The organism is Sphingobium sp. TomTYG74 (assembly GCF_055393875.1).
Genome location: NZ_AP027341.1, coordinates 154,775 through 168,673, shown reverse-complemented (window position 1 = coordinate 168,673; position 13,899 = coordinate 154,775). Strand labels below are relative to the sequence as shown.

The window sequence follows — 13,899 nt, the reverse complement described above, 5'->3', positions numbered from 1 at the left end:
GCACCCCCGGCATGGACGTCAAGCGGGCGCGGTAGCCGTCACATCGTCAAGCAATTGCATGATGATGTCGAAATAATCCCGCCATTGTGGCGCGCGCCACGCCTTGATACGTGCCATCTGCGCCTCTCGTTCGGGCGAATCCGGCAGAGCATAGGCCTCGATCAAACGCATCCAGCCCAGCCCGTCCAGCGGGTCGAGATAATCCGGGGCCTCTCCCCCGACCTCCCGATGCGCGACGATGTCGCTGCAAATCACCGGCACGCCCACCGACAGCGCTTCGATCACGGGAATGCCGAACCCCTCTTCGAACGAAGGCATCAGCATCGCCCGCGCCCCCGCGACCAGCGCATGCATTTCCGTGTCCGGCACGCTGCCCGCTTCGATGACATGGCCGCGCAGGATTTCCGCGCGCTCCAGCATGTCGACGACATTCTCATTTTCCCAGCCACGACGGCCGATCAGCACCAGCACCGGAGCCCGATCGCCCAACCGCTCCACCAGCCGCCGCCACAGATTGAGCAGCAGCAGGTGGTTCTTTCGCGGCTCGATGGTCGAGATGTAAACGAAATAAGGCCGCGACGGCACATTATGGCTTTCGCCGCCGAATATGTCGGGCGGGTCAGAGCCGAAATGGGCGACGCAGAGGCTGCGCCCTTCCATGCTCCGCGTCATGAAGGGGCCAAGCGCATCGATCGTCGCCTGGCTGTTGCCGATGATGCCATCGGCATAGCGGTCGATCGTGCGAATCCGTCGCCGATGTTCCTCCGCCCCCTGCGGCCGCGCGAACTCCGGATGAGTGAGCGGAATGACATCATGCACCAGCGTCACGAAGCGTGCACCTTCCGCCCGCAGAATCGCACCTACCTGATCCGGGTCGTCCAGGTGATGGGGCGACACTTGCAAATAGACGCGCGGGCTGCGGGCACGCGGCACCGGGCGGGGTCGCAACGCGATCAGGTGCCGGATCACCGCCGCCCGTCCCGCCGCCTCATCCTTGGCGCTGCTATTGCGCCAGCGCGCCGCCGTAAACGCCAGAAACTGCCGTACCGCCGCACTGTTCAGCCGCCCATAATAGCCGCCAGCCGGATGCACGGCGGCAAAGGCCAGCCGATCCGGTATCCGCTCCAGCAATTCGCGCGCATAGACATATTCGACCCGGTCGATGCCGGTCGGCGCCGCATGGAAGCTGCGCGACAATAGCCGGGAGATGTCGAGGATGATCTCCGCCTTGCCATCCGCCGCCGCGACATAGCTTCTCGCCGGTTTCGATCGCAGCGCCAGCCGGGCGCCGGGCGCCTTGAACGGTTTCAGCGCCATATCAGCGCTTCTCCATCGGCTGGGTCATGTCACTCGCGCGCGGCTCAGAACTGGGCACGTATCTCTTCCGCCAGCGCTTCAAGGGCAGCGGGATCAGCGAAATTGCCTTGGGCATGGGCGGAAAAGCCCATCGGCCCACCCTGCCAGCGCGGCACGATATGGAAATGCAGGTGAAACACGGTCTGCCCGGCAGGCGCACCGTTGAACTGGGCGACATGGATGCCGTCGGGATCGAGCGCCTTGGCCGTCGCCTTGGCGACTTTCCTCACCGTCGCCATCACCTGCGCCAGTGCATCCTCCTCGATCTCAAGGATGTTGCGCGCCTTCGACCATTTGGAAATGACCAGGCTGTGCCCCTTCGTCTGCGGCTGGATGTCGAGGAAGGCATAGGTATGCGCATCCTCATACAGCTTGGTCGAAGGGATCTTGCCCTGAAGGATCAGCGCAAAGACATTGCCTTCGTCATAGGTGCCTTCAAGGCTCATGCCACAATCCTCAGCTCAGATAATGAGCCGTGGTCTTAGCGGCGACTTCCTCCGCCGTCACGCCCGGTGCAAGTTCAACGAGCTTGAACGGGCTGTCATGGTCGGGCCGCTGGAACACGCACAGGTCGGTGACGATCATATCGACCACATTCTTGCCGGTCAGCGGCAGGGTGCAGGCCGGGATGAACTTCGGGCTGCCGTCCTTCGACGTATGCTCCATGACGACGATAATCTTCTTGACGCCCGCGACCAGATCCATCGCGCCGCCCATGCCCTTGATCATCTTGCCGGGGATCATCCAGTTGGCGATGTCGCCATTTTCCGCAACCTCCATCGCGCCCAGCACGGTAAGGTCGATATGCCCGCCCCGGATCATGGCGAAGCTGTCGGCGCTGGAGAAATAGGCACTGTTCGGCAGCTCGCTGATCGTCTGCTTGCCCGCGTTGATCAGGTCCGCATCCTCCTCGCCCTCATAGGGAAAGGGGCCGATGCCCAACATGCCATTTTCCGACTGCAGCGTCACTTCCACGCCCGCCGGAATATGGTTCGCCACCAGCGTCGGAATGCCGATGCCCAGATTCACATAGAAGCCATCCTTCAGCTCCTTCGCCGCGCGCGCGGCCATCTCGTCACGCGTCCAAGCCATTACGCGGCCTCCCTCTGGCGCACAGTGCGGAATTCGATCTTCTTGTCGTAAGGCGCGCCGACGATCATGCGCTTCACATAAATGCCGGGCAGGTGGATGCTGTCAGGATCAAGGCTACCGACCGGCACCACTTCCTCTACCTCGGCGACGCAGATCTTCGCGGCGGTCGCCATCGGCGCGTTGAAATTGCGAGCTGTCTTGCGGAAGATGAGATTGCCGCTCTCGTCGGCCTTCCAGCCCTTGATGATCGCGACGTCGGCAAAAATTCCGCGTTCCAGGATATAGTCCTGTCCGTCGAAATTCTTGACTTCCTTGCCCTCGGCAACCGCCGTACCGACGCCCGTCTTTGTGTAAAAGCCCGGAATACCCGCCCCGCCAGCGCGGCAGCGCTCCGCCAGCGTGCCCTGGGGGCAGAATTCCACCTCCAGCTCGCCCGCCAGATATTGCCGCTCAAACTCCTTATTCTCGCCAACATAGGAGCTGATCATCTTCTTGACCTGCCGCGTGCGCAGCAGCTTGCCCAGACCTTCGCCGTCGATCCCGGCATTGTTGGAGGCGATGGTGAGGTCCTTAACCCCCGAATCACGGATCGCGTCGATCAGACGCTCGGGAATTCCGCAAAGTCCAAAGCCGCCTGCACAAAGATGCATGCCATCGAAGAGAAGGCCCTCCAACGCAGACGCAGCATCGGGGTATAGCTTCTTGACCATCGCTTTTCCTCCTCCTGAATGCGTTTCGCCCATAGGAGGAAGCAAGCGGCCGGTCAATTTGCTGCGCGCGCGAAAAATAAGCCGTCTTCCGTTCGTTTCGAGCGAACGGATGGAGCGTCAGATCAACCCGGCAAGCGGGCTCGACGGATCGGCATACATGCGCTTTCCCATCCGCCCAGCGCGATAGGCCATGCGCCCGGCTTCCACCCCGGCCTTCATAGCCGCCGCCATCAGCACCGGGTCCTTCGCCTCCGCGATAGCCGTGTTCATCAGCACGCCCGTGCAGCCCAACTCCATCGCTTCCGCCGCCTCCGACGCCGTGCCTACGCCCGCATCCACCAGCACCGGCAGCTTCGTGCCCTCCACGATCAGGCGGATCGTCACCCGGTTCTGGATACCGAGGCCAGACCCGATCGGCGCGCCCAGCGGCATGATCGCCACCGCGCCCGCATCCTCCAGCCGCTTGGCCGCGATCGGATCGTCAACGCAATAAACCATCGGCTTGAAACCTTCCTTGGCCAGCACCTCGGTCGCGCGCAAAGTCTCCACCATGTCGGGATACAGCGTCCGCGCCTCCCCCAGCACCTCCAGCTTGACGAGGTCCCATCCGCCCGCTTCCCGCGCCAGCCGCAGCGTGCGGATCGCCTCTTCGCCGGTAAAGCAGCCCGCCGTGTTGGGCAGATACGTGATCTTCTTGGGATCGATGAAGTCGGTCAGCATCGGCGCCTTGGGGTCCGACACATTGACGCGCCGCACTGCCACGGTGACGATCTCCGCACCCGAAGCCGCAACCGCCGCCGCATTCTGCTCGAAATTCTTATATTTCCCAGTGCCCACGATCAGCCGCGAGCGGAAAGTCTTGCCCGCGACCGTCCAGCTATCGTCATCCACCGCCGACACATCGCCGCCTCCGACAAAATGCACGATCTCCAGATCATCCCCATCCTCGACACCCACCTGCGCCAGCGTCGATCGCGGCACGACCTCCAGGTTGCGCTCCACCGCGACCTTTTCCGGCACGAAGCCCAACTCACTCGCCAGTTCGGCCAGCGTCAGCCCTGCGCGCACGCGGCGATGCTCGCCATTGATGGTGATCGAAACGGTGCCGTCGACGTGCAATGCTCTATCCTGTCTTCAATTACAAAGAACGTGTCTCGACTTGGCGCGACACGAAAGGCTAAGGATCAAGGGCAGCATATAGGGGCCGCGACGCCCCTGCCGCAACATGCTAAGGGGGATTGCCATGGCCGACGCGCGGAAAATCTTTGTGTTGAACGGCCCCAACCTCAACATGCTGGGCACGCGGGAGCCGGAAATCTACGGCTATGACACGCTGGATGACATTGCCGAGCGGATGGAGGATGCCGCCACCCGCGCTCATGTCGAAATCGATTTCCGCCAGTCCAATCATGAAGGCCATCTGATCGACTGGCTTCAGGAAGCGCATGAGGAAGGCGCGCATGCCGTCATCCTCAATCCCGGCGGCCTCACGCATACCTCCATCGCGCTGCACGACGCGATCAAGGGCATCGCCGTCCCGGTGATAGAGGTCCACCTGTCCAACCCGCACAAGCGCGAACCCTTCCGCCACAAAAGCTATGTCGGCATGGCGGCGAAGGGAACGATCGCGGGTTTCGGAGCCATGTCCTACATGCTGGCGCTGGAAGCCGCGCTGGAACTTTAACTCGTCGCTCAAAAGTTGCGCTTTGCCCCAAATGCGCATAGGCGCGGGCATCGCATAAGAGATTTTACGGTCCAGGGACTTCAAATGAACGATAAGGCTGAAAAGGGCGCAATGCAGGTCGACGTGCAGCTGGTGCGGGATCTCGCCGCCCTGCTCGACGACACCAACCTGACGGAAATCGAGGTGGAGGACGGCGACCGCAAGATCCGCGTCGCGCGCAAGGCCGCCAACGCCGTCGCCTATGCGCCCGCTCCTGTGGCAGCCCCGGCCGCTGCCGCGCCGGTGGCCGCGCCCGCAGCGGCCCCTGCCGAAGCAGCCGCACCCGTAGCCGCCAACGCCGTCCGCTCGCCCATCGTAGGCACCGCCTATCTCTCGGCTGAACCGGGCGCAGCGCCCTTCGCCGCCGTCGGTTCGACCGTGAAGGCAGGCGACACCGTGCTGATCGTCGAAGCGATGAAGGTCATGAACGCGATCACCGCGCCCAGCGCGGGCACGGTCAAGGCCGTGCTGGTCGATAACGGCCAGCCGGTCGAATATGACCAGCCGCTGATCGTCATCGAATAAGGCGCGCCCATGGCCATCGAAAAGCTGCTGATCGCGAACCGGGGCGAAATCGCGCTCCGCATCCACCGCGCCTGCCATGAAATGGGCATCAAGACGGTGGCGGTCCACTCCACCGCTGACGCCGATGCCATGCATGTGCGCCTTGCCGACGAAGCGATCTGCATCGGGCCGCCCGCGGCCAAGGACAGCTATCTGAACGTCGCAGCGATCATCTCCGCTGCTGAAATCTCCGGCGCGGACGCCATCCATCCGGGCTATGGCTTCCTGTCGGAAAACGCCCAGTTCGCGGAGATCGTGGAAGCGCATGGATTGGCCTTCGTCGGCCCCAAGCCTGAACATATCCGCATCATGGGCGACAAGGTCGAAGCCAAGCGCACCGCTGGCGCGCTCGGCCTGCCACTGGTCCCCGGTTCCGACGGCGCGCTTTCAAGCGTTGAGGAAGCCAAGGCAGTCGCCGCGAAGATCGGCTATCCGGTCCTCATCAAGGCGGCATCAGGCGGCGGCGGTCGCGGCATGAAGGTCGTGCCGTCCGAAGACCTGCTCGAAACCTCGATGAAGCAAGCTGGCAGCGAGGCCAAGGCCGCGTTCGGCGACGACACCGTCTACATGGAAAAATATCTGGGCAACCCCCGGCATATCGAATTCCAGGTCTTCGGCGACGGCAACGGCAACGCCATCCACTTGGGCGAGCGCGACTGCTCGCTCCAGCGCCGCCACCAGAAGGTGCTGGAAGAAGCCCCCTCCCCCGTCCTCTCCGCCGCCGAGCGCGACCGGATGGGCGAAGTGGTACGCAAGGCGATGGCCGACATGGGCTATCGCGGCGCGGGCACGATCGAATTCCTGTGGGAAGACGGCGAATTCTACTTCATCGAGATGAACACCCGGCTTCAGGTGGAACATCCCGTGACGGAAATGATCACCGGCCTCGACCTCGTCCGCGAACAGATCCGCGTCGCCGAAGGCAAGCCGCTCTCCGTCGAACAAGCGGACATTGAATTCCACGGCCACGCCATCGAATGCCGCATCAATGCCGAGGACCCTCGCACCTTCGCGCCCTCGCCCGGCACCGTCACCAGCTATCATGTTCCGGGCGGCATGCATGTCCGCGTCGATAGCGGCCTGTATCAGGGCTACCGCGTGCCGCCCTATTACGACTCCATGATCGGTAAGCTGATCGTCTACGGCCGCACCCGCGAAGGCTGCATCATGCGCCTGAAGCGCGCGCTGGAGGAATATGTGATCGAGGGCATGAAGACCACGATCCCGCTCCACCAGAAGCTGCTCAAGGACCCCGAGTTCCTGAGCGGCGACTACACGATCAAGTGGTTGGAAGAGTGGTTGGCAAAGGACGAGGCCCAGTGAAGGCGACCATCTGGCACAACCCCCGCTGCTCCAAATCGCGGGCCGCGCTCGCGATTCTTGAGGGTGCGCCGGGGGTTGAGGTCGAGGTCGTCGAATACCTGAAAAGCCCACCCAGCCGCGCCGAGATAGAAACGGTGCTGGCCAAGGCGGGCGTCCACCCCTCTGAAGCCCTCCGCAAGGGCGAAGGCGTTGTCAAAGAACTCGGCCTAGACGTCACGGATGACAAGGCGGTTCTCGACGCGATGGCCGCGCACCCGATCCTGATCGAACGCGCCATCGTGATCACGGACAAGGGCGCAGTAATCGCCCGCCCACCCGAACGGGCAAGCGAAGTCCTATAAACCTCTCCCCTCCCGCAAGCGTTCAAACGAGGCACGTGACTCGTTTGAAGGGCCGGGGGTGGGCCAGCGCAACGCCTGTGAAATCTTAGAACTCGCACAACTTCCAGCCCTGTCGTTCCTCATGACGAACGGCTTGGATGGGTGGTTTGCGGACTGGCGGGTTCCGATAGGCTGACGGCAGTTAGCCGCCGTCCGCTTTTAATACCGCTATGCGATCTCGCATCCAGTCACGCTTGAACATCGCATAAGTCGGGTCCTTTTTCCGAATGTCTGCGTCGTCTGCCCAGTGGCTCAATTGCTCCCAAGCATCTTTTTCCAGTGGATCGAGGGCCAGCGGGTTCGGCACGGCGGCGTCGAGTTCATCTTGCTCAATGTCGCCACCGTCCGCGACGCGCTGAAGTGTCTCTAGCAGGTAGGTGCGGATGACCGTCATCGGGCAATCATATGGGTCTTTTGGAAGACTGCAAATGGTCGCCTGCTGCGGGTCGGCTTTATTCTGAATGCCAGTGGATGAACGCTAACCCCGCTATAAAGATGCTGAACGAAAAGGTAGCGAGCGCCCACCACTCCAAGGTTTCAGGGGTGGCATGGAACGATAGCATCATCAAAGGAGCCTCCACTAACAGGAGGGCTGTAATGGTCGCCCACGCCGATAGATTGAGAGGCAGGTAGTTGTAGCCGAGCCAACGTCGGAAGCGGGGCTTATCCATCGGCATACAATAGCAGCTTGTCCAACGTCTGCAATTGGAGGGCTGAGCCGAGCAATCGAGCGGCAAATTCTGGTCGTTAGCTGACGCCTCTTTCCGTCATGTCGGCGGAAGGTGCCAATTCGGCCGACGGCATTCGATTTTTCCTATCAAGTCCCAGCTTTCGCTGGATCACAACCGAGCAATTTGCCAAGCCGACATACCCTCTCTCCCCCCCCCCCCCGAATTCACGCGTGCCCCGATTGCCACACCCCCATCAAAAACCATCCTATTTCTCCAACACCGCGCGATTTCAGCCTGTCCTATTCCGCATCGGCGCGCTTATCCTCGACCCCTCTTTGAAACGTCCGGCATATGACGCCCTCGCGCACACGCGCGCTCAGGCTCGCGCGCGCATATGGTGTGAACTTCGACAGAAAACCGCCATTTTTCGTCACTCCGTTGGCCAGTCCGCAAAAACAGCTCCTATTTTCATCTACCCCTCGGGACAGCGTGCCCAATCATGGGGACAGCCATCTCAACCAACCCCACTGGAGCCACCCAGCATTACCCGCTATCCCCTGCGCCCATGGCCCAGAATCATCTCTACCTCGTCGACGGCAGCGGCTACATCTTCCGCGCCTATCACCAGCTTCCGCCGCTCACCAACAAGCATGGCCAGCCGGTCGGCGCGGTCTATGGCTACACCACCATGCTGTGGAAGCTGGCCGAGGAATTGGGCAAGGCGGAAGGTCCGACCCATCTCGCGGTCGTGCTGGACAAGGGCAGCCACACTTTCCGCAACGACATGTATGACCAGTATAAGGCGAACCGCCCGCCCGCGCCGGAGGATCTGGTCCCGCAATTCCCGATGATCCGCGACGCCACCCGCGCCTTCTCGCTCCCCTGCATCGAGGAAGCGGGATTCGAGGCTGACGACATCATCGCCAGTTACACCAAGGCGGCCGTCGCGGCGGGCTGGCACGTCACCATCGTCAGCTCCGACAAGGACCTGATGCAGCTCATCCAGCCCGGCGTCGACATGTACGACACGATGAAGAATGAGCGGCGGGGCGCGGACTATGTGATGACCAAGTTTGGGGTTCAGCCCGAACAGTTGGGCGATGTCCTCGCGCTGATGGGCGACAGCGTGGATAACGTCCCCGGCATCCCCGGCATCGGCCCCAAGACCGCCGCCAAGCTGATCAGCGAATATGGCAGCCTGGAAGCCGCGCTCGACGCCGCCCCTTCGATGAAGAAGTCGAAGATGCAGGAGAATCTGATCGCCCATGCCGACATGGCGCGCCTGTCGCGCAGGCTGGTGGCGCTGCACGACGGCATGGACCTGCCCGAGCCGCTGGAAGAATTGACGCTCAAGGGCATTCCGCCCGAGCCGCTTCAGAATTTCCTCGAACATCATGGCTTCAAGTCGCTGCTCACCCGCCTCGGCGCGCCTGCCGCTGCTGTCGCTGTCGCAACCGCCGCGCTGGCCGTCACCGAAAGCACGCCCCCGTCCGCGCCGGTCCTCGAAGAAGAGCCGTCGATCGATCGCAGCCTTTATGAAACGGTGGTGACGGAAGACACGCTCGACCGCTGGATCGCGGCGGCCCATGCCGAGGGTTTCGTTGCCGTCGATACGGAAACGGACATGCTCGACTGCGTATCCTGCGCGCTGGTCGGCATCAGCCTGGCCGTCGGGCCGAACGCCGCCTGCTATATCCCGGTCGGCCATGGCGGGAAGGACATGTTCGCGGAAAAGCCGCAGCAGCTGCCCAAGGATCTTGTCCTCGCGAAGCTGAAGCCGCTGCTGGAAGACGACAGTGTCCTCAAGATCGGCCAAAACCTGAAATATGACCTGACGGTTATGCGTCGCCACGGCGTCGAAATCGCGCCCTATGACGACACCATCGTGATGAGCTTCGACCTCGACGCCGGGCAAAGTCTCGCCGGTCATGGCATGGACGAGGCGGCGAAGGTCCACCTCAATCACATATGCATCAGCTTCAAGGATGTGTGCGGCACCGGGAAGAGCCAGATCAGCTTCGCCGAAGTGCCGCTCGACAAGGCGACGGAATATGCCGCCGAGGACGCAGACGTCACCTTGCGGCTGTGGAAAATATACAAGAGCCGCATCGCCAATGAGGGCGCGAGCCGCGTTTATGAACTGGTGGACCGCCCGCTCGTTTCCGTGATCGCACGGATGGAGCATGAAGGGATCAAGGTCGATCGCGAGGCGCTCTCCCGCCTCTCCGCCGAATTCACTGGCGAAATCGCCAAGCTGGAGGGCGAGATACATGCTATCGCGGGCCAGCCCTTCGCGATCGGGTCGACCCAGCAACTGGGCGCGATCCTGTTCGACAAGATGGGTTACAAGGGCGGCAAGAAGGGCAAGTCCGGCGCCTATTCCACCGACGTCACCATATTGGAGCAGCTGAAAGCCCAAGGTGCAGAAATCGCCGGAAAGATCCTGGACTGGCGCCAACTGTCCAAGCTCAAGTCCACCTATACCGATGCGCTCCAGGCGCAGATCAACAGGGACAGCGCCCGCGTCCACACCAGCTATTCGCTGTCGGGCGCGCAGACTGGGCGACTATCCTCGACCGATCCCAACCTTCAGAACATACCGATCCGCACCGAGGTCGGCCGCCAGATACGCCACGCCTTCGTCGCCGAGCCGGGCAATGTCATCCTGGCGGCGGATTATAGCCAGATCGAATTGCGCCTGGCCGCGCATATCGCCGATGTGCCCGCGCTGCGCGAGGCCTTCCTTGCGGGCGAGGACATTCACGCCGCTACGGCCCAGCAATTGTTCGGTGAGGTCAACCGCGACACGCGCGGGAGGGCCAAGACGATCAACTTCGCCATCCTCTACGGCATCAGCCGCTGGGGCCTCGCCGGGCGGCTGGAGATCAGCGCCGACGAAGCGCAGGACATGATCAGCCGCTATTATGAACGCTTTCCGGGCATCAGCCTCTACATCACCGAAACGCTCGAAAAGGCGCGGGCGCGGGGCTATACCGAAACGCTATTCGGGCGGAAAACATGGTTTCCCCGCATCAAGGCCCCCATCCAGCATGAACGGCAGGGCGCCGAACGCGCCGCGATCAACGCGCCGATCCAGGGCACCAGCGCCGACATCATCAAGCGCGCTATGGCCCGCATGGGACCGGCGCTGGCGGCAGAGGGGTTGCATGACGTGAAAATGCTGCTCCAGGTGCATGACGAACTGGTGTTTGAGTTACCCGAGGGCGACGTGGAGCAGGCCAGCGCCGTCATCCGCCGCGTCATGGAAAGCGCGGCCGAGCCAATCGTGAAGCTCAGCGTGCCGTTAGGCGTCGAAATCGGCCACGGCCCGAGCTGGGGCGCGGCGCACTGACGGAATAGGCCGGATTAATTTCGGGCGTATCGGTCCTCATAGCGCACGATGTCATCCTCGCCCACATAGGACCCGGTCTGCACCTCGATGAACACCATCGGGATGCGCCCAGGGTTCTCGATCCGATGCACGGCGCCTACCGGCACATAGACGGACTGGTTTTCCGACAGCAGCTGGACGTCCTCGCCCACCGTCACCTTCGCCGTCCCTTCGACCACGATCCAATGTTCCGACCGATGAAAATGGCTTTGCAGGCTGAGCGAGGCGCCGGGGAGCACGGTGATGCGCTTCACCTGGAAACGCGAGCCCACCACCAGGCTTTCATACCAGCCCCAGGGGCGGTGATCCTTCGGGAAAGCCTCCGCCTGCGGTGCGCCCTTGCGCTGCAACGCCTCGACGACCAGCTTCACATCCTGCGTGCGTGACTTGTCCGCGATCAGCACTGCGTCGTTCATCGCCACCGCGACGATGTTGTCGAGACCGAGCCCGACCAACTCCAGCCCCTCGCTCTCTGACCGCAGCAGCGTGTCGCGGCAGTCGATCGCCGTCGCCGCCCCCGAAAGCGCAACGCCCTGCTCGTCCGGCTGCGAATGGCTCCACACCGCGTCCCAGCCGCCCAGATCGGACCATTCCGCATCGAACGGCACGACCGACAGATTGTCGGCCCGCTCCATGATCGCATAGTCGATGGCGACGCTTTCCGCCTGCGCCCAAGGCTCCGCCGCCAGCCGCAGGAAGCCAAGATCGCTCTCCGCCTGCTCCACGGCTCCGCGCACGGCCGAGAGGATCGCGGGCGCATGCTGCTCGAAAGCGGCGATCAGGTCCTTGGCGGCAAAGAGGAAGATACCCGCGTTCCACAGATAGTCACCCGTCGCCAGCATCTCTTCCGCCCGCGCCGCATTGGGCTTTTCAACGAAGCTGGCGAGCTTGATCGGCACACCCGATCCATCGGGCCTGCTCTGCGCCTGAAGATAGCCATAGCCCGTTTCAGGCCGGGTCGGGCTGATCCCGAAGGTGACGAGGTCGCCCGCCTGCGCCGCGCTCAGCCCCTGGCCCACAGCGGCATGAAATGCCGCCACGTCGGGGACGACATGGTCCGAAGGCGCGACAAGCATGATCGCGTCGGGCTTGCGCGCCGCCAGATGCAGCGCAGCGGCCAATATGGCAGGGGCGGTGTTGCGCCCTTCCGGCTCGATCAGGATCGCCTGCGGATCGATATTTTCCTTCGCCAACTGCTCGGCGATGATGAAGCGGAACAACGAATTGGTGAGGACCACCGGCCGGTCGAAGGAGAAGCGTTCGGCCTTCCCCGACAGCCGGCGCGCCACGGATTGAAACAAGGTCGTCTCGCCGAGCAACGGCACGAACTGTTTGGGATAGGATTTGCGCGACAGGGGCCAAAGCCGGGTGCCCGATCCCCCGGCGAGAATGACGGGGGTGACCTCTGCATGAGGGGTATTGCTTGTCGACATGAAATCCTGGCCGCAAAATGGAACTTAACCGAAGCTCTAAAGGATCAGCGGCGGGAGGCAAGCGCTTCAAAAAAAGGACGGCGCAATGGCCGTCCTAATCAAATAGCTCTTCCAGGAAGCTCTTTTTGCGCTTCTTCTGATAATAGCGGCCGTCGTCACGATAGTCGCGGTCGGGCCGGTAATGCGCCTGCTGGGGCGGCGGCGCGGCCGTTGCGGTCCCTGATCGCTCGATGATCTTGTCGAGTTCACCCCGGTCCAGCCACACGCCCCGGCATTGCGGGCAATAGTCGATCTCCACCCCCTGCCGATCCGTCATCGAAAGTCCGACATGACAGACCGGGCAGAGCATGGCCGACACGGCTTCAGGCGTGCGCATCATTATTCCCGTTCGCCGGTCAGATGCAGCAGCATCTGGAACAGGTTGACGAAGTTGAGGTACAGCGACAGCGCGCCCATCACCTGCATCTTCTGCGCAACCTCATGCCCGGCATAGGCGAAATATTCCGACTTGATGCGCTGCACGTCCCAGGCGGTCAGGCCGGTGAAGACCACGACGCCGATGATCGAAATTACCATCTGCATGGCCGACGAGCCAATGAAGATGTTGATCAGGCTGGCGACCAGGATGCCGATCAGGCCCATGATCAGGAACGAACCCATTTTCGACAGGTCACGCCCGGTGGTGTAGCCCCACAGCGCCATCGCAAGGAACATGACCGCCGCTGAGAAGAAGGCCTGCGCGATGCTGGCCCCGGTGAAGACCAGGAAGATGCTGGCCAGCGACACGCCCATGACGGCGGAAAAGGCCCAGAAGGCCATCCGCGCGCCAGCCGTCGTCATCTTTTCGATGCGGAAGCTGAAGAAGAACACGAACGCCAGCGGCGCGAAGATCGCGACCCATTTCAGCGGCGTGTTGAAAATCGCGGCGGCCAGCGCGGGCGTACTGCCTATCAAGGCAGCGACCAGGCCGGTAATGACCAGGCCGATCCCCATGTTACGGAAGACGCCCAGCATGTGACTGCGCAGCCCGGCGTCATGTTGCGCCGCCTGCGTCGCCCCATAATTGGGTGTACGAACGGGATTGTTCACGGCGTTAAAACTCCATCCTTCAACAACAAACATCATGTGGATCGAGTGGCCCGGCGCGGTCTTCGCAAGGCTAGAGGGGGGACAGCCCAACGAACCTGCACCGAGCGCACTCGATGCGGTCCGACATCACAGCTGGATCAATCCAGCCGCCAGAGGGGCCCGGCCCG

The 13,899-nt window shown here is 62.5% G+C and carries 14 protein-coding genes; 5 read left to right on the top strand and 9 right to left on the bottom strand.

Annotated elements, in window-relative coordinates; translation table 11 throughout:
• Positions 1–18 precede the first annotated feature (18 nt).
• From ACZ5TB_RS00885 to thiS, 5 genes are all read right to left on the bottom strand, one after another.
• A complete protein-coding gene (locus ACZ5TB_RS00885) occupies positions 19–1,317 on the bottom strand; it encodes a glycosyltransferase family 4 protein (RefSeq protein ID WP_464791665.1) in 1,299 nt (432 codons plus the stop codon).
• Between the two features lie 44 nt (positions 1,318–1,361).
• Positions 1,362–1,802: an HIT family protein gene (locus ACZ5TB_RS00880; protein WP_464791664.1), complete on the bottom strand. Its 441-nt coding sequence runs from the start codon at positions 1,800–1,802 to the stop codon at positions 1,362–1,364.
• A gap of 10 nt (positions 1,803–1,812) precedes the next feature.
• Positions 1,813–2,448: a CoA transferase subunit B gene (locus ACZ5TB_RS00875; protein ID WP_464791663.1), complete on the bottom strand. Its 636-nt coding sequence runs from the start codon at positions 2,446–2,448 to the stop codon at positions 1,813–1,815.
• Positions 2,448–3,158 carry a CoA transferase subunit A gene (locus ACZ5TB_RS00870; protein WP_464791662.1) on the bottom strand — a complete coding sequence of 237 codons (711 nt, stop codon included), beginning with the start codon at positions 3,156–3,158 and terminating at the stop codon, positions 2,448–2,450. Before ACZ5TB_RS00870 ends, ACZ5TB_RS00875 begins: the two co-directional genes overlap by 1 nt.
• Positions 3,159–3,275: 117 nt before the next feature.
• On the bottom strand, positions 3,276–4,277 hold the full coding sequence (gene thiS, locus ACZ5TB_RS00865) for a sulfur carrier protein ThiS (protein WP_464791661.1): 1,002 nt from the start codon (positions 4,275–4,277) through the stop codon (positions 3,276–3,278).
• A gap of 124 nt (positions 4,278–4,401) precedes the next feature.
• On the opposite strand from thiS, the gene aroQ reads away from it, so the two are divergent.
• The 4 genes from aroQ to arsC all read left to right on the top strand — a co-directional run bounded on the left by aroQ (position 4,402) and on the right by arsC (position 7,109).
• Positions 4,402–4,842, top strand: coding sequence for a type II 3-dehydroquinate dehydratase (gene aroQ, locus ACZ5TB_RS00860; protein WP_464791660.1), 441 nt, complete (start codon positions 4,402–4,404; stop codon positions 4,840–4,842).
• A gap of 84 nt (positions 4,843–4,926) precedes the next feature.
• Complete coding sequence (gene accB / locus ACZ5TB_RS00855; protein WP_464791659.1) at positions 4,927–5,406, top strand: acetyl-CoA carboxylase biotin carboxyl carrier protein; 480 nt, start codon at positions 4,927–4,929, stop codon at positions 5,404–5,406.
• Between the two features lie 9 nt (positions 5,407–5,415).
• The gene (gene accC / locus ACZ5TB_RS00850; RefSeq protein ID WP_464791658.1) at positions 5,416–6,768 is read left to right on the top strand and encodes an acetyl-CoA carboxylase biotin carboxylase subunit; all 1,353 of its coding nucleotides are present in this window, start codon (positions 5,416–5,418) and stop codon (positions 6,766–6,768) included.
• The gene (arsC, locus tag ACZ5TB_RS00845; RefSeq protein WP_464791657.1) at positions 6,765–7,109 is read left to right on the top strand and encodes an arsenate reductase (glutaredoxin); all 345 of its coding nucleotides are present in this window, start codon (positions 6,765–6,767) and stop codon (positions 7,107–7,109) included. Before accC ends, arsC begins: the two co-directional genes overlap by 4 nt.
• A gap of 181 nt (positions 7,110–7,290) precedes the next feature.
• On the opposite strand, the gene ACZ5TB_RS00840 is transcribed toward arsC, so the two are convergent.
• Positions 7,291–7,542, bottom strand: a complete 252-nt coding sequence (locus tag ACZ5TB_RS00840; protein WP_464791656.1) for a hypothetical protein — start codon at positions 7,540–7,542, stop codon at positions 7,291–7,293.
• An 842-nt stretch (positions 7,543–8,384) separates the two neighbouring features.
• On the opposite strand from ACZ5TB_RS00840, the gene polA reads away from it, so the two are divergent.
• A complete protein-coding gene (gene polA, locus ACZ5TB_RS00835; protein ID WP_464791655.1) occupies positions 8,385–11,171 on the top strand; it encodes a DNA polymerase I in 2,787 nt (928 codons plus the stop codon).
• 14 nt (positions 11,172–11,185) lie between these two features.
• On the opposite strand, the gene ACZ5TB_RS00830 is transcribed toward polA, so the two are convergent.
• The 3 genes from ACZ5TB_RS00830 to ACZ5TB_RS00820 all read right to left on the bottom strand — a co-directional run bounded on the left by ACZ5TB_RS00830 (position 11,186) and on the right by ACZ5TB_RS00820 (position 13,732).
• The gene (locus ACZ5TB_RS00830; RefSeq protein WP_464791654.1) at positions 11,186–12,643 is read right to left on the bottom strand and encodes a mannose-1-phosphate guanylyltransferase/mannose-6-phosphate isomerase; all 1,458 of its coding nucleotides are present in this window, start codon (positions 12,641–12,643) and stop codon (positions 11,186–11,188) included.
• A 94-nt stretch (positions 12,644–12,737) separates the two neighbouring features.
• Positions 12,738–13,019 carry a TFIIB-type zinc ribbon-containing protein gene (locus ACZ5TB_RS00825; RefSeq protein ID WP_464779926.1) on the bottom strand — a complete coding sequence of 94 codons (282 nt, stop codon included), beginning with the start codon at positions 13,017–13,019 and terminating at the stop codon, positions 12,738–12,740.
• A gap of 2 nt (positions 13,020–13,021) precedes the next feature.
• Positions 13,022–13,732, bottom strand: coding sequence for a Bax inhibitor-1/YccA family protein (locus ACZ5TB_RS00820; RefSeq protein ID WP_464778961.1), 711 nt, complete (start codon positions 13,730–13,732; stop codon positions 13,022–13,024).
• Positions 13,733–13,899 lie beyond the last annotated feature (167 nt).